General features: G+C 71.3%; 16 protein-coding genes. All 16 read right to left on the minus strand.

Going from position 1 to position 13,520, the window contains the following annotated elements; genetic code table 11:
- Window positions 1-109 precede the first annotated feature (109 nt).
- Window positions 110-1,276, minus strand: coding sequence for a flagellar hook protein FlgE (locus ACTIFV_RS14725; protein ID WP_439593546.1), 1,167 nt, complete (start codon window positions 1,274-1,276; stop codon window positions 110-112).
- A gap of 56 nt (window positions 1,277-1,332) precedes the next feature.
- The gene (locus ACTIFV_RS14730; protein ID WP_439593547.1) at window positions 1,333-1,752 is read right to left on the minus strand and encodes a flagellar hook capping FlgD N-terminal domain-containing protein; all 420 of its coding nucleotides are present in this window, start codon (window positions 1,750-1,752) and stop codon (window positions 1,333-1,335) included.
- A gap of 12 nt (window positions 1,753-1,764) precedes the next feature.
- The gene (locus tag ACTIFV_RS14735; RefSeq protein WP_439593548.1) at window positions 1,765-3,018 is read right to left on the minus strand and encodes a hypothetical protein; all 1,254 of its coding nucleotides are present in this window, start codon (window positions 3,016-3,018) and stop codon (window positions 1,765-1,767) included.
- 67 nt (window positions 3,019-3,085) lie between these two features.
- Window positions 3,086-3,511, minus strand: a complete 426-nt coding sequence (locus ACTIFV_RS14740; protein ID WP_439593549.1) for a hypothetical protein — start codon at window positions 3,509-3,511, stop codon at window positions 3,086-3,088.
- Entirely contained in the window at window positions 3,508-4,836 is a 1,329-nt protein-coding gene (locus ACTIFV_RS14745) for a FliI/YscN family ATPase (RefSeq protein ID WP_439593550.1), read from the minus strand. The genes ACTIFV_RS14740 and ACTIFV_RS14745 overlap by 4 nt, the downstream gene beginning before the upstream one ends.
- Complete coding sequence (locus tag ACTIFV_RS14750; RefSeq protein ID WP_439593551.1) at window positions 4,833-5,480, minus strand: FliH/SctL family protein; 648 nt, start codon at window positions 5,478-5,480, stop codon at window positions 4,833-4,835. The genes ACTIFV_RS14745 and ACTIFV_RS14750 overlap by 4 nt, the downstream gene beginning before the upstream one ends.
- A 112-nt stretch (window positions 5,481-5,592) precedes the next feature.
- Window positions 5,593-6,684, minus strand: coding sequence for a flagellar motor switch protein FliG (gene fliG, locus ACTIFV_RS14755; RefSeq protein ID WP_439593552.1), 1,092 nt, complete (start codon window positions 6,682-6,684; stop codon window positions 5,593-5,595).
- Complete coding sequence (gene fliF, locus ACTIFV_RS14760) at window positions 6,681-8,321, minus strand: flagellar basal-body MS-ring/collar protein FliF (protein ID WP_439593553.1); 1,641 nt, start codon at window positions 8,319-8,321, stop codon at window positions 6,681-6,683. Before fliF ends, fliG begins: the two co-directional genes overlap by 4 nt.
- A 2-nt stretch (window positions 8,322-8,323) precedes the next feature.
- Entirely contained in the window at window positions 8,324-8,647 is a 324-nt protein-coding gene (gene fliE, locus ACTIFV_RS14765; RefSeq protein WP_439593554.1) for a flagellar hook-basal body complex protein FliE, read from the minus strand.
- Entirely contained in the window at window positions 8,647-9,039 is a 393-nt protein-coding gene (locus ACTIFV_RS14770; protein ID WP_439593555.1) for a flagellar basal body rod protein FlgC, read from the minus strand. Before ACTIFV_RS14770 ends, fliE begins: the two co-directional genes overlap by 1 nt.
- Window positions 9,036-9,383, minus strand: a complete 348-nt coding sequence (locus ACTIFV_RS14775) for a flagellar basal body rod protein FlgB (protein ID WP_439593556.1) — start codon at window positions 9,381-9,383, stop codon at window positions 9,036-9,038. Before ACTIFV_RS14775 ends, ACTIFV_RS14770 begins: the two co-directional genes overlap by 4 nt.
- Before the next feature lie 106 nt (window positions 9,384-9,489).
- Window positions 9,490-9,768, minus strand: coding sequence for a hypothetical protein (locus ACTIFV_RS14780; protein ID WP_439593557.1), 279 nt, complete (start codon window positions 9,766-9,768; stop codon window positions 9,490-9,492).
- Between the two features lie 7 nt (window positions 9,769-9,775).
- Window positions 9,776-10,273, minus strand: a complete 498-nt coding sequence (gene fliS / locus ACTIFV_RS14785) for a flagellar export chaperone FliS (protein ID WP_439593558.1) — start codon at window positions 10,271-10,273, stop codon at window positions 9,776-9,778.
- Window positions 10,216-11,589: a flagellar filament capping protein FliD gene (gene fliD, locus ACTIFV_RS14790; protein WP_439593559.1), complete on the minus strand. Its 1,374-nt coding sequence runs from the start codon at window positions 11,587-11,589 to the stop codon at window positions 10,216-10,218. Before fliD ends, fliS begins: the two co-directional genes overlap by 58 nt.
- 110 nt (window positions 11,590-11,699) lie before the next feature.
- On the minus strand, window positions 11,700-12,527 hold the full coding sequence (locus ACTIFV_RS14795) for a flagellin N-terminal helical domain-containing protein (protein WP_439593560.1): 828 nt from the start codon (window positions 12,525-12,527) through the stop codon (window positions 11,700-11,702).
- Window positions 12,528-12,645: 118 nt separating this feature from the next.
- A complete protein-coding gene (locus tag ACTIFV_RS14800) occupies window positions 12,646-13,443 on the minus strand; it encodes a sigma-70 family RNA polymerase sigma factor (protein ID WP_439593561.1) in 798 nt (265 codons plus the stop codon).
- Window positions 13,444-13,520: the final 77 nt, after the last annotated feature.

A 13,520-nucleotide genomic window follows, 5' to 3' on the forward strand; every position in this document is an offset into this window, starting at 1 on the left:
TTCGGTCGGCGCCCGGAGGGCGGGAGGTTCTGCCCCGACTATCGCGACGCGGCCCGCTCCGGGTAACCGGAGCGGGCCGCTCGGACAGGGCGCGTCACCGCGCCGGAGGTCAGCGCTTGAGCTGCGTGAGCTCCTGCAGCACTTCGTCGCTCGTGGTGATGATGCGGGCGTTCGCCTGGAAGCCCCGCTGCGCGACGATCAGATTGGTGAACTCCTGCGAGAGGTCGACGTTGCTCATCTCGAGCGCACCCGACACGAGCTTGCCGAAGCTCGCGTCGCCCGGCACGCCGATCTGCGCGGCGCCGGAGTTGACCGAGACGCGGAAGGCGGTGCCGCCCGCCTTCTCGAGGCCCTCGGGGTTGGCGAAGGTGGCCAGCGCGATCTTGCCGAGCGTCTGGGTGCGGCCGTTGCTGAAGGTGCCGACGATCGAGCCGTCGCCGGTGATGCTGTACGACTTCAGCGATCCCGCCGCCGCGCCGTCCTGCTCGGTCACGGCGACGGTGGTCATGTCGGCGTAGCCCGTCACGGCGCTCAGGTCGATGGTGAGCGCCCCGGCGGTCAGCGTGAGCCCCGGTGCGGTCTGCACGCCGGCCGTGAAGGCGAGCGATCCGGTCGCGCCGCTCACGGGCTCGGTGACGTCCCATCCGGTCGCGGTCCTGGTGAACGTCAGGCTCAGCGTCGACGCCGCGCCCTGCGCGTCGTAGACGGTGACGTCGCGGATGAGCGACGTCCCCGTCGCGGCGGACGACGGCACGTTGCCGGTGACGCCCGCGGTCGTGGTGGCTCTGGCCGGCGACACGACGTCGATCGGCAGCACGATGTCGCCCGGCGCCTGTCCGGTCGAGACGACGCCGTTCTGGGCGGCCCAGCCCTGCACGACCGCGCCGTCCGCCGTGACCATCTTGCCGGTCGCGTCGAACGAGAAGCCGCCGGCGCGCGTGTAGAGGGTCTCGCCGCCGGAACGCACGGCGAAGAACCCGTCGCCCGAGATCATGAGATCGCCGCCGCGTCCGGTGGCCTGCGCCGATCCCTGCGCGAAGCTCGTGCGGATGCCGGCGACCTGCACGCCGAGGCCCACCTGCGCCGGGTTGCGGCCGCCGACCTGGTCGTCGGGGATGCCGGCGTTGCCGACGAGCTGCGACAGCGAGTCCTGGAACAGCAGGGACGAGCCCTTGAAGCCCGCCGTGTTGACATTGGCGATGTTGTTGCCGGTCACGTCGAGCATGGTCTGGTGCGAACGGAGACCGGAGATGCCGGAGTAGAGCGAACGGAGCATGGGGGTTCTCTTCCTGTGGGGAGTCGGGGGTGGAATGAGCTGTGGGAGCGGGCTGACTACGCGTCGATCGTGGATACGGCGTCCAGGGCGATGTCCTTGCCGCCGATCGTCACCTGGGGGACGACGCCGTCGAACGACACCTTCGTGACCACGCCGGTCACGGTCGCGCCCTCGGCGTCCTGGTAGCTCGCGGTCTTGCCGATGAGCGCGGTCGCGGCCTGTCGCATGCTCAGCGCGAACGCCTCGGTGCCGGTGTCGCTGAGGACCGTGAGCTGCTCCATCATCGCGAGCTGCGTCGTCTGCGAGATCATGGCGTTGGTGTCCATCGGACTCGACGGATCCTGGTTCGTCAGCTGCGTGACCAGGAGCCGCAGGAACATCTCGCCGTCCATCACCTGCGTCCGCGCGGCGGGATCGACGGTCGTCCCCGTGTAGAGGGACGTGGACGATGGTGCGGTGACTGCTTCTACGGGCATCGAGGGTCTCCTTCAGACGAGGATGTCCAGGCCGACGCCGGGCGCCGGACGGGTCGGAACAGGTGCGTGGCGCAGGCTGTCGCCCTCGCCGTCTACGGCGCCGAGCGCCGCGGGACGACCCTGCGAGGGGCCGTGCGGCAGTCCGTCGCCGCCGCTGTGCGGCATCCCACGGTCGGACGACCCGGCCTCGGCCCCTCCCCCGGAGCCGAGGCTGAGCGTCGCGGTCGGCATCGCGGCGGTGAGGTCGCGCCGCAGATCGGCGACGATGGCGCGCAGTGCGTCCCGACCGGCGTCGGTCGCTCCGACGAGCTCGACGCGGATGTCGCCACCCTGGCCGATGTGCGCGCGCACCGTGACCGGGCCGAGCGTCTCGGGCGTGACGGTCAGCGTGAGCTGATGCGTGCCGGCCGGGCGCTGCACGATGTTCACGACGACCGGCGAGATCTGCGCGGCGACGGCGCGCGGCGTCGCGGTCGGCATCGCGGGCTCGCTCACGGGCGTCGAGGTCGGTGCGATCTGCGCAGCGATGCCCACGGCGGCGGTCGGCGATGCCGTCGCCGACGCGTCGGCGCGGATCGGCAGGCTCTCCCGGCTCGACGCGGACGCGACGATCGGGATGAGCGGTGCCGCGTCGGATGACACCACGGACCGCGGAGACGCGAGCTCGCCCATGGCGGGTCGTGCCGAGGCGGCGGCGGCCGGAGCCGGCCCCGCACCGGAGCTCGCGTGCGGGACGAGTGCCGCCGCCGCGGAGGGGGGCGTCGCGTCCCGCTCCCCGACGGATGCCGCGGGAGCGGCCGGCACGGCGATGACGCGGATGGGTGCGGTGTCGGCCGCGGCCGGATCCACGGCCTCCGAGACCGGCGCAGAGGCCGGAGAGGTCTCGGCGACGAGGAGGCTCGAGGCGCTGCCGGGAGCCGGAGGCGCCGCGGAGGGGATGCCGGAGCCCTGGGGCTCGACGTGCGTCGACGCGATCCCGTCTTCCCGCGGCACCGGCGTCGGAGGGAGCGCGACAGCGGCGAACCAGATCGCTGCGGCCGGCGCGTCCGCGTCGAGGAGTCCTGCATCGGATCCGGATGCCTCGGCCGGCGCGGCATCGGAGGGCGGTCCGTCGGCGGACGCGTCGAGCACCGGCGCGTCCGCCGCGTCATCCGTCCCGCCCAACAGCGCCAGCACCGCGTCGAAGACGGAAGCGCCATCGCCCGCTGCGCCTCCGCGCCCCGAGGGAGGGCTGTCCGTGCCGAGCAGCACGGACGCGAGGCTCACCGACGTCATCCGCTCGCCCGGTCGTTCGACGCGAGGTCACCGTACGCGGTCCGCGCCGTCGGGACGCTCACGCGGCGCTTCCCGTGCGCCGTGCGGCGCGGACGATCGCGATCTCGTCGAGCGCGAGCTGCTCGGCGTCGAGCCGGGCCTTCGCCGTCGCGCTGCGATGCGTGGACTCGAGACGCTCGAGGCCCCGCAGGTCGCGTCGGGTCTCGATGTGCACCGCCTGCGCCCGCACCTCTTCGTCACGGCGGAGCTCGACGAGCATCTGCAGCTCGCTCAGCGCGCTGCGACCCGCCGCCCGCGCCACGGCCAGCGCGAGAAGGTTCATCCGCTCGTCGACCACGCCGTCCAGCGCCGAGAGGTCGGACAGCGCACGCTCGCTCGCAGTCTCCGCGTGCACGCGATCGTGCGTCGCACGGGCGAGCTCCTCTGCGGCGACACGTTCCTGGGTGCCGCGCACGCGCAGCAGTCCCGACAGGGAGAAGGTCATGGGGTCAGCCCTCCGAACTCGGTGGTGAGGGCAGCGAGCCGCTGCCAGGAAACCTCGGCGGGGGCGCTCTCGCCCATGCCCTGGGTCAGGAAACCGTCGATCGCGCCCTCGTGGGCGAGGGCGGCGTCGACCAGGGGGTTCGCGCCCTCGCGGTACGCGCCGATGTCGATGAGGTCGGCTGCCGTGCGCCGCGCCGCGAGCACGCTTCGCAGCGAGACGGCGTGCCGGCGCTGCTGCTCGGTCGTGATCTTCGAGACCACGCGCGAGACCGAGCCGAGCACATCGATCGCGGGGAAGTGACCGCGCACCGCGAGGGATCGGTCGAGCACGACATGCCCGTCGAGGATGCCGCGAGCCGCGTCCGCGATCGGCTCGTTGTGATCGTCGCCGTCCACCAGGACCGTGTACAGGCCGGTGATGGAGCCGACCGGGCCCGTGCCCGCGCGCTCGAGCAGTCGGGCGAGCACAGAGAAGGTCGACGGCGGGTACCCGCGGGTCGCGGGCGGCTCACCGGCCGAGAGCCCGATCTCGCGCTGGGCCATCGCGACACGCGTGAGCGAGTCCATCATGAGCATGACGTCCGCGCCGTCGTCCCGGAAAGCCTCGGCGATGCGGGTCGCGACGAACGCCGAGCGCATGCGGGCCATCGCGGGCTGGTCGGAGGTGGCCACCACCACGACCGAGCGGGCGAGACCCTCGGGACCGAGGTCGTCCTCGAGGAACTCCCGCACCTCGCGGCCGCGCTCGCCGACGAGCGCGATCACGGTGACGTCGGCGGTGGAGCCGCGGGCGATCATCGACAGCAGCGACGACTTGCCCACACCGGAACCCGCGAACAGTCCCAGACGCTGGCCGACGCCGACCGGCGTCATCGTGTCGAGGACGCGGACGCCGAGACCCAGCTGGCGATCGATCCGCTGGCGGGTCATGATGCTCGGCGCATCGTGATCCAGCGAGACGCGCACCGTGCTCGGGTCGAGGGGTCCTCTGCCATCGATCGGCCGACCGAGCCCGTCGAGCACCCGCCCGAGCAGCGCGCTGCCGGTCGGGACCTGCAACGCGGCGCCGGCGTGCCGCACGCGGGCCCGCGCGACGATGCCGCCGACCGGTCCGAGGGGCATGCACCGCGCCGACGTGCCGTCGACCGCGACGATCTCCGCGTCGACGGGTCGGCCGTCCGCCGACTCGATGCGCACCCGGTCGCCCACGGCCGCATCGAGCCCGCGCACCTCGACGCTGAGACCCACGACGGCGCGGACACTGCCGGAGCGCACGGGGCGCGCGGCATCCAGCACCCTCGTCCACGACGCGGAGGGCGCACTCACGACGGAGCCCCCACCCGCGGCGCGTCGTCGTCCTCGCCGTCGACGGCGGCGACGGCTCGCGCGAGCGCTTCGGCGATGCGAGTGTCGACCGCGCCCGCGTCGATCTCGACGATCGCGCTGCCGGCCCCGAGGCCGGGCGCCGCGACGACCTCGATGCCACGGAGCGTCGCGGCAGCATCCGGAGCGTTCTCGAGCATCCGGGCATCGGCCTCATCGAACGTGACGCGGACCCATCTGCTGATCGGCATGTGCGCGAGCGCGCGGCGCAGAGCATGCGCCGCGGAGCGCGCCGGATCCGACAGCTCGGCACCGAGGATCGCGCGGGCGAGTTCGACGGCGAGCGCTTCGATGCGTTGGGCGGAGACATCGCTCAGCAGCGCGATCCGCTCCTCGAGCGCATCCTGCGCGGTGCGCACGGCGGTCAGTGCGTCGGCCTGCTCGCGGAGTCCGGCGGCGTGCGTCCGCTGCATCCGCTCCCGTTCGGCGCTCAGCTGCAGCTCACCGCGCTCGGTCGCCGACCGGAGCCCCTGCGCGTACCCGTCCGCGTACCCGCGCGAACGTGCGCGCTCGGCCTCGGCGGCCAGGTCCGGCGGCGTCTCGCCCAGTCGCGGCACCGGGATCGGTGTGAAGTCGGTTTCGAGCACGGCGGTCACCCCCGGGCGTTCGTGGCTGAGGCCTATCCGTGGCGTGATCGGCGAGCAATCCGTGCTCGCTCACGACTATCGCGACACGTCCCGGTCGCAGTAACCGTCGGGGTCACTCGACGATCTCGTCCTCGTCATCGCGCGAGAGGGTGATCTCGTCCGCGGCTTCGAGCTCCCGGATGACGCGCACGACCTCGGCACGGGCCTCATCGACCTGACGCATCCGGACCGGGCCGAGCAGGCGCGTCTCCTCGGCCAGGTTGTCGCGGTTCCGCTCGGTCATGTTGCGGCTGATGACCTCGCCGATCTGCTCGTCGGCGCCCTTGAGGGCGAGCGCGAGCATCCGCAGATCGATGCCGCGCAGAACGCGCTGCGCGTCACGGTCCTCGAGCCGGACGATGTCGGCGAACGTGACCATGCGGCTGCGGATGTCTTCGGCCAGCGCCAGATCCCGCCCCTCGAGACTTGCCAGGAGCGACTTCTCGAGCGCCGTGTCGGACCGGTTGATGATCTCGACCAGGGGCTGGACACCCCCGATCGATTCGTGGTCGTCGCGACTGGCGAAGACGCCCGTGCGGGATCGCAGCGAATCGGCGACGATCGAGATGGCCTCCTGCGTCGCCGTGCCCATGGTCGCGATCGCCTGCGCGACGTCGGTGCGCAGAGGATCCTGGAGCGCGGCCAGGACGGCGGCCGCCCGATCGGCCTTGAGATTGGCGAGCACGACGGCGACCGTCGTGGGCAGCTCGCCCTCGAGGATCGTCGCCAGCTGGCCCGGGTCGGCCGCATTGAGGAAGTCGAACGAGACCGAGCCCTGCGACATGACCCGACCGACGATTCCCACCGCCTTCTCACGGCCGAAGGCGGTCTCGAGAAGATCGGTGGCCAGTTCCTGGCCGCCCCGCGACGGCACGGAGCCGCCGACCGCGATCCGCCGGAAGGCACCGAGAGCGCGCGCTGTGGCACCGATGTCGACGCCGCCCAGCTGCGTGAGCTCCACGGCGAGGAGCTCCGCGCGTGCCTCCCCCATCCGTCGGAGCACCTCGGCGCTGGCGGAGCGGTCCATGTTCAGGAGGACGATCGCGGCCTTGCGCAGGCCGCTCATCTCGGCGACGGGCGGCACGGCGATCGACGTCGTCGGCACGGGCGGCTCGGCGACGTCGGCACCCGCGTCCGCGCGGGGCGAGGCAGTCAGCAGGCTCATACGGTCGCCTCGTCCATCATGCTCGCGAGCGCTGCGGCGATCGCGTCGGGATCGGCCTTGGCGAGATCGTCGATCTCGCGGCGGCGGCGCTCGACGAGCACCTGGTCGACTTCGGGCTCCTCGTCGATGTCCAGCATCGCCGGCGGCAGGACCCTCTGAGGTTCGGGCGCCGCGACCTTGAGCGGATCCTTCCACCCCTTGATCGCCTTGAGCCGCTCCTCCTCGGTCGCGGTCATCGAGGCGAAGTACTCGATCGGGCCGTCATCGGTGTGCAGCACGCGTCGCTTCATCCGCTGCCGCACGACGAGGGCGATCACGAGGGCAGCGGCAGCGAGCAGGATCGAGCCGCCGATGATGGCCGCCCGCAGGAGCTCCTGCTCGGACTGAGCGCGACGCTCGGCCTCGGCCTGCGCCAGCGCGTTCTGCGCGGCGGTCGCGCCGGACTCGCTGAACTCGACGAACTCCACGGCGACCGTGTCGCCCCGCTCGGTGTCGATGCCGGCCGCCGTCGCGACGAGCGCCTCGACCTGCTCGGGCGTCACGCCCGTGACCCCCGAGCGATTGAGAGCGACGCTCACGCTCTGCCGGGTCACCTCACCGGCGGGCGTCACCGTCTTCTCGGTGGATTTGTTCACCGCATTGGCGCGGGTGGTCTCCTCGAGCTCGTAGGTGCCGTCGCCGTCGGCGTTGCCGGGCACGGCGATGTTGTCGGGCCCGAGCACGCCGGCTCCCCCCGTGCCGCCACCCGTGTACGTCTCGGTCTTGGTCTGCTCGGTGGAGCTCAGATCGCCGTCGGGTGCGCTGAAGGTCTCCTCCATCCGCTCGGACGTCGAGTTCGCGACATCCGTGGACACCGTGACGGTGGCGTTGCCCGGGCCGACGATCGTGTCGAGCATCTGCAGGACGGATGCCGCGACCCTCGCCTCGCGCTCGGTCGCCTGCTTCGATGCATCTCCGATGGGGCCGCCCCCGACCGCCGAGAGCACCCGTCCGTCCTGATCGGTGACGGCGACGTCCTCCGGACTCATGCCGGCCACGGCAGCGCTCGTGAGGTGCACGATGGCCTGCACCTGGTCCTCTCCCAGCGCGGACCCGCTCTGGGTCTTCACGAACACCGACGCCGTCGGCTTCAGTCTCTCGGCGACGAAGACGCTCTCTTCGGGGATCGCCAGCTGGACGCTCGCGGTCGTGATGCCGTTCATCGCCGCGATGGTGCTCGCCAGCTCGCCCTCGATCGCGCGCTTGTAGGTGACCGACTGCTGGAACTCGCTGGCGGTGACGCCCATCTCATCGAGCAGCGTGTAGCCCTCGCTGCTGTCGCCGGGCAGGCCCGATGCCGCGGCGGCCAGCCGCTGGGCGTACACCTGGTCGTCGGGGACGAGCACGGTCGCGCCGCCCTCCGTGAGCTCGTAGCCCACACCGGCGGACTTCAGCTGCTCGACGACCGCCGAGGCGTCCGTCGCGCTGAGTCCTGTGAACAGCGGGCTCATCTGCGGCTTCGTCACCCAGGTGATCAGCGCGACGGCGCCCATCGCGAGCAGGGCGACGCCGATCACGGCGATCGTGCGCTGCGCGAGGCTGAAGCCCGAGACGACCTGCTTCGCGCGGTCGTAGTACGTCGTGAGCATCTTGGGCATGGTCAGGCCTGCATCCGCATGATGTCGTTGAACGCCGCGACGCTGCGGTCGCGCACGGCGACGACGAGATCGAGGGTGACGGATGCCCGGGCCGCGGCGATCGTCGCCTGATGGATGTCCTCGAGATCACCCGTCACGGCCTTGACGGCCAGTTCGTTCGAGGTCGACTGCAGCTGCTGCAGGTTCTCCACGGCCCCCGCGAGGGTCGTGGCGAACGATCCCGCGGACGCCGGGTTCGTCGCGGCATCGGTCCCCGACTCGAAGCTGAGCGGGGCGAGAGGCGACGGACCGGCCGCCGCCGCGATGGCGTCGATCGGGCCGGCCATCAGCGGCGTCCGATCTGCAGCGCGGCTTCGTACGTGGTCTTGGCGCGGTCGACGACCGCCGCACTCGCCTCGTAGCCGCGCTGGGCGAGGATCAGCATGCTCATCTGATCGCCGAGGTCGACGTTGGGGTACTCGACGTAGCCGTTCTCGTCGGCGTATGGATGGTCGGGGTCGTGGACCAGTTTCGTCGCGGCCTCCGACTCGACGACGCCGTCGACGTACACGCCGGGGCCCTGCGTTCCCGCCCGCACCGTCACCAGCTTCTCGCGGAACGGCTCCTCGCCGGCCGGTCGCGCGGTGTTCACGTTGGCGATGTTGTCGCTGAGCGCATCGAGCCACTTGCGGTGCACGTTCAGGCCCGTGCCGGCGATGCCGATCGCGTCGAAGGTCATGCCGACGCCTGCCCGATGGCCTTCGTGACGGACGAGGCCTGGCCGTCGAGCGCCTGGCTCGCGAACTGGAAGCGCAGGACCGTGTCGATGTTCGACAGCGTCTCGGTGTCGAGGTTCACGTTGTTGCCGTTGAGGCGCGTGGGCTCCAGCGAGCGTTCGACGGTCGCATCCACCGCTCCTGTGCCGCCCGCGACGGCGGAGCGCAGGGCGTCCTCGAACTGCACGCGCTTCGCGTGGTAGCCGGGGGTGTTGATGTTCGCGATGTTGTCGGCGATCGCGCGCTGACGCAGCGAGAGCCCATCGAGAGCGCTGGACAGCGCGGTGGCGGTGACGGATTCGAGCACGGCGGCACTCCGGATGCTGGGGGGAAGCCGATCCGTGGCCAATCGTCGAGCGATCCGTGCTCAGGGCCGACTATCGCGACACCCCGGGCTGCGCGTAACCGCGCCCTCAGCCTTCGACGTCGAGATACGCCGGGGCGTCCGTCTGCGTCGTCGGCACGCGGCGCAGCGCGATCAGCTGGCGCGCCACCTTCGCCCGCGACGCGAGCACGGAGCCGACCATGAGCTGCTGCCGCTCGAGGATCGCCTCGGCCCGTTCGCGGATCTCCTCGGGCAGCGGGCCCGGCGGAGGCTCGAGCGCCTGCGGCGCCGCCTGCTCGTCGGCGGCGTCGAGCGCGCGCTCGAACTGATCCAGCAGACGCAGCCACGCGGCGAGATTGTCGGTCATGACGCGCTCAGACCAGGGAGGAGTGGAGGGATGCCTCGTGCCACGCATCCCGCAGGGGCGCCACGATCTCGCGGCACTCGGCGGTGGCGGCCTGATCCCGGGCCACATTCGCGACGATGAGGCGCCCGCTCAGATACGTGTAGAGCGCGCGGAGATCCGCGGCGCCGTCCCACGCGTCGGTCAGGGTCGAGGTGAGCTCGGCGACGATCTGCTGGGCGTGGAGCAGCGGAGATGCGGCATCCATCCACTCCCCCGCCGCCTGGGCGATCGCCGCCCGGTCGATGTCGACCAGCAGGCGGTCGTACAGCATCGTCAGCAGGCGCTCGGGGGAGGCCGAGGCCACCTGCTGCTCGAGATACTGCTGCTTGGCGCGCTCCGGAGACATGCGCATGGTTCGGCGCTCCCTTTCAGTGCGGTTGTTCAGTGCGGTGATGTCGGCGGCGTCGGTCAGGACGACGACGTCGAGGAGGAGGCGGAGAGGCCGGCCAGCTGGGAGCTGAGCCACGAGGACTGCGACTGCAGGGTCGACAGCCGCACCTCGAGCTGCGCATACGTGCGCTCGAGGGTCGCCCGACGCGCTTCGAGCCGCAGATCCCAGCGCTCGACCTGCGTGCGCAGGGTCTTGACCTCGGCCTCCTGGCCCGTGATGCGCTGCGTGAGCAGACCCGTGTACTTGTCGGAGTAGAGCGCCGTCGTCTCCTGCACGCGCCCGGCGACCTGCGAGAACATCGCCTGGGCGCCCTCGGGGTCGTCCGCCAGCGCCTTCGCGAACTTCTCGGCGTCGAACGTCAGGACACCCTTCTGGTCGAACGTGATGCCCAGCGTCGACGGCGATGTCCCGCCCACGGGCGCCTGCATCGCGCTCGTCAGAGCGGTGCGCAGCGACCGCACGGTGCTGTCGCCCGTGAACACGCCGAGCGTCGTCTTGCCGCCCGCGTCCGCGATCGTGGCCTTGGAGCCGTTGTCGATCCGCGTGAGGAGTCCGGCGATCTCCTTCACGAACGCCTCGGCCGCCGTGGTCTGCGCCTTCGCGTCCCGCGCCACCGAGACGATGACGGGATCGGCGCTCACCTTCGACACGGTCACGTCGATGCCCTCGGCCAGAGTGAACGTGTTGGTCCCGCTCGCGAGCTCCTGCTCGGCAGCGGTTCCCGCGTAGAGCCGGATGCGGGCGTCCGCGCCCGTCGCGACGACTGCGGCGCCCACCTCGGTCGCGACGTCGATCGCCACGCCCGCGGTCACCTGCGCCGTCGTACCGCGGTGCAGCGTGAACGCCGCGGCGGCGCCCGTCTCGTCGGCCGTGAGCTGGAGTCGTGAGAGCGGAGCGCCGTTGACGTCCGTGCCTACGGGGATGACCGTCGCCGTGACTCCGGACTTCGCCGCGTTGATCGCCTTCGCGAGATCCTGCGGACTCGCGCCGGCCGGAGTGATCTCGGTCGTCGTGCCGTCGGCGGCCACCACCGTGTAGGCGCCGCCCCAGGCGCCGCTCGGCGCCGCGGCGGTGACGACCGAGTGGGCGGTGGCGACGGCATCGACCACGATGCCCGTCGACAGTGCCGTCGCCTTCGCACCCGCGACGACCGTGACGCTGTCGTGGGACGCGGTCGCCGTGAAGGCGGCCAGAGAGCCGGCGGACGCCGCGGTCTTCGCCTTCTCGAACAGCTGCTGCAGGCTGGTGTTGAGCGACTGCAGGTTGCTGACGACCGAGTTGCGGTCGGTGATCTTGGCCGTGAGAAGCGACTGCGGGATCGCGTGCACCTTCATGAGCGCATCGATGACCTCCGCCGTCTGGAGTCCGGAGACCAGGCCGTCGATCTTCATGTCGGATGCCTTCCATCGTGTCGCCCGCGGACGAGCGGGTCGTGCTACAGGACGGCGCCCGAACGGAGAGGACTCCGATCGGGCGCCGTAGGCGCCTCAGGCGCAGCGACTCAGCGCAGGAGCTGGAGAACGCCCTGACCCGACTGGTTCGCCTGTGCGAGCATCGCCGTGCCGGCCTGCTGCAGGATGTTCGACGCCGTGTAGCGCACCATCTCGGCCGCCATGTCGGTGTCGGCGATGCGGCTCTTCGCAGCGGCCAGGTTCTCGGCCGAGACCTGCAGCGAGTTGATCGTCGACTCGAAGCGGTTCTGCTGCGCACCGAGGTCGGCGCGAGCCGTCGAGACGGCGGTGATCTCGGTGTCGATCGCGGCGATCGAGGTGAGCGCGTTCGCGGCGTCCGACACGTCGAGCGCGCCGATGGTCGCGCCGAGCCCCGAGAAGTCGGTGAGCGTGACGGCGATCTGGTCCTCGGCGGCCGTGGAGCCCGCGCCGACCTGGAAGGTCAGCGAGGCGTTCGTGCCGTCGAGCAGCTTGATGCCGTTGAAGTTCGTGCTCGCCGCGACGCGCGTCAGCTCCTCGCCGAGCGCATCGATCTCGGTCTTGATCGCCGCGCGCGAGTCGGCGTTGTTGGAGTCGTTGCCCGCCTGCACCGCGAGGTCGCGGACGCGCTGCAGGATCGAGTGCACCTCGGTGAGCGAGCCTTCCGCGGTCTGGATGACCGAGATGCCGTCCTGAGCGTTGCGCGCGGCGACGTTCAGGCCGTTGACCTGCGAGCGCAGGCCCTCGGAGATGGCGAGACCCGCGGCGTCGTCCGCCGCCCGGTTGATGCGCAGACCGCTCGAGAGCTTCTCGAGCGACTTCGACACGTCGTTCTGGTTGGCCGAGAGGTTGCGGTACGCGTTGAGGGCGCCGACGTTGGTTGCGATCTGAAGACCCATGATTTCCTCCGTGGTGTGGGGTCGGATGCCGGCCCATCCGTGGGCCGACACAGTGGACATTCGCGACAATCGCGAGGGGCGTAACCGTCGGATCGAGAAGAGTTCCGGATCGGCGCGCTCAGGATGCCGCGAGGAGCTCGCCGGGGCGCAGGGTCGCGTAGCGCCCGGCGCCGAAGACGGCGGCGAAGAACTCCGCCCGCGTCTTGGTGCTGCGGTCCGCCGGCTGGCCGGTCTCCCACTCCTCCATGGCTTCGCGCATGAGGGTGAGACCGGTGCGCCGCACCTTCGAGACGTAGGCGTGGCTCACGTCGAGCTCTTCCGCGAGGTCCTTCACGGTGCGGTCCTCGAGATACACACCGCGGACCACCTGCTGCATGACCGCCGGCAGTGCCTCGACGATCCGCATCAGCATCGCACGGGCCTCGGACTGCTCCGCGGCTTCCTCCGGAAGGATGATGCTGCCGGTCAGGTCGGCGGCATCGCGGCCCTCCGAGGCGTCGAAGTGCGCTTCGAAGCTCGTGACGGTCCGCACCATGTCGTCGAGCTGCAGCGCGTGCGCGACGGCGTCTTCGTCGAGGCCCGACTCCGCGGCGAGCTGCGCGCGGCTCGCGGGGCGTCCGGTGCGCGCCAGCACCGTCTCGGCCGCGGCACGGACACGCTGGATCTTCACCCGACCGCGCTCGCCCGCAGGGTCGGCCGCGCGCATCTCGTCGAGGATCGCCCAGTTGATCTGGTTCCGCGCGAAGGCGCCGAACGGGATGCCGCGCTCGGGCTCGTACGAGAGCGCGGCGCGCGCCAGCCCGAACAGGGCGGCCGAGATGAGGTCGTCGAGGTCGAGGTGCGGCGCGCTGCGCGCCTTCTCGACCGCGAGGTACTTGGCCAGGGGGAGGTTGTCCTGCGCCAGTCGCGCCGGCATAGCAGACTCACCTGACACCGCAAGATGAGAGAAAGAAGCAGAACGACTCGACAACGTGACTCCATGGGGGTTTGGAC

This window comes from Microbacterium sp. (assembly GCF_051860965.1).
GTDB lineage: Bacteria > Actinomycetota > Actinomycetes > Actinomycetales > Microbacteriaceae > Microbacterium.

Coding starts and splice junctions, on each gene's coding strand:
- ACTIFV_RS14725 (WP_439593546.1), bottom strand. CDS start 1,276: ATGCTCCGTTCGCTCTACTCCGGCATCTCCGGTCTCCGTTCGCACCAG.
- ACTIFV_RS14730 (WP_439593547.1), bottom strand. CDS start 1,752: ATGCCCGTAGAAGCAGTCACCGCACCATCGTCCACGTCCCTCTACACG.
- ACTIFV_RS14740 (WP_439593549.1), bottom strand. CDS start 3,511: ATGACCTTCTCCCTGTCGGGACTGCTGCGCGTGCGCGGCACCCAGGAA.
- fliG (WP_439593552.1), bottom strand. CDS start 6,684: ATGAGCCTGCTGACTGCCTCGCCCCGCGCGGACGCGGGTGCCGACGTC.
- fliF (WP_439593553.1), bottom strand. CDS start 8,321: ATGCCCAAGATGCTCACGACGTACTACGACCGCGCGAAGCAGGTCGTC.
- fliE (WP_439593554.1), bottom strand. CDS start 8,647: ATGGCCGGCCCGATCGACGCCATCGCGGCGGCGGCCGGTCCGTCGCCT.
- ACTIFV_RS14770 (WP_439593555.1), bottom strand. CDS start 9,039: ATGACCTTCGACGCGATCGGCATCGCCGGCACGGGCCTGAACGTGCAC.
- ACTIFV_RS14780 (WP_439593557.1), bottom strand. CDS start 9,768: ATGACCGACAATCTCGCCGCGTGGCTGCGTCTGCTGGATCAGTTCGAG.
- fliD (WP_439593559.1), bottom strand. CDS start 11,589: ATGAAGATCGACGGCCTGGTCTCCGGACTCCAGACGGCGGAGGTCATC.
- ACTIFV_RS14795 (WP_439593560.1), bottom strand. CDS start 12,527: ATGGGTCTTCAGATCGCAACCAACGTCGGCGCCCTCAACGCGTACCGC.
- ACTIFV_RS14800 (WP_439593561.1), bottom strand. CDS start 13,443: ATGCCGGCGCGACTGGCGCAGGACAACCTCCCCCTGGCCAAGTACCTC.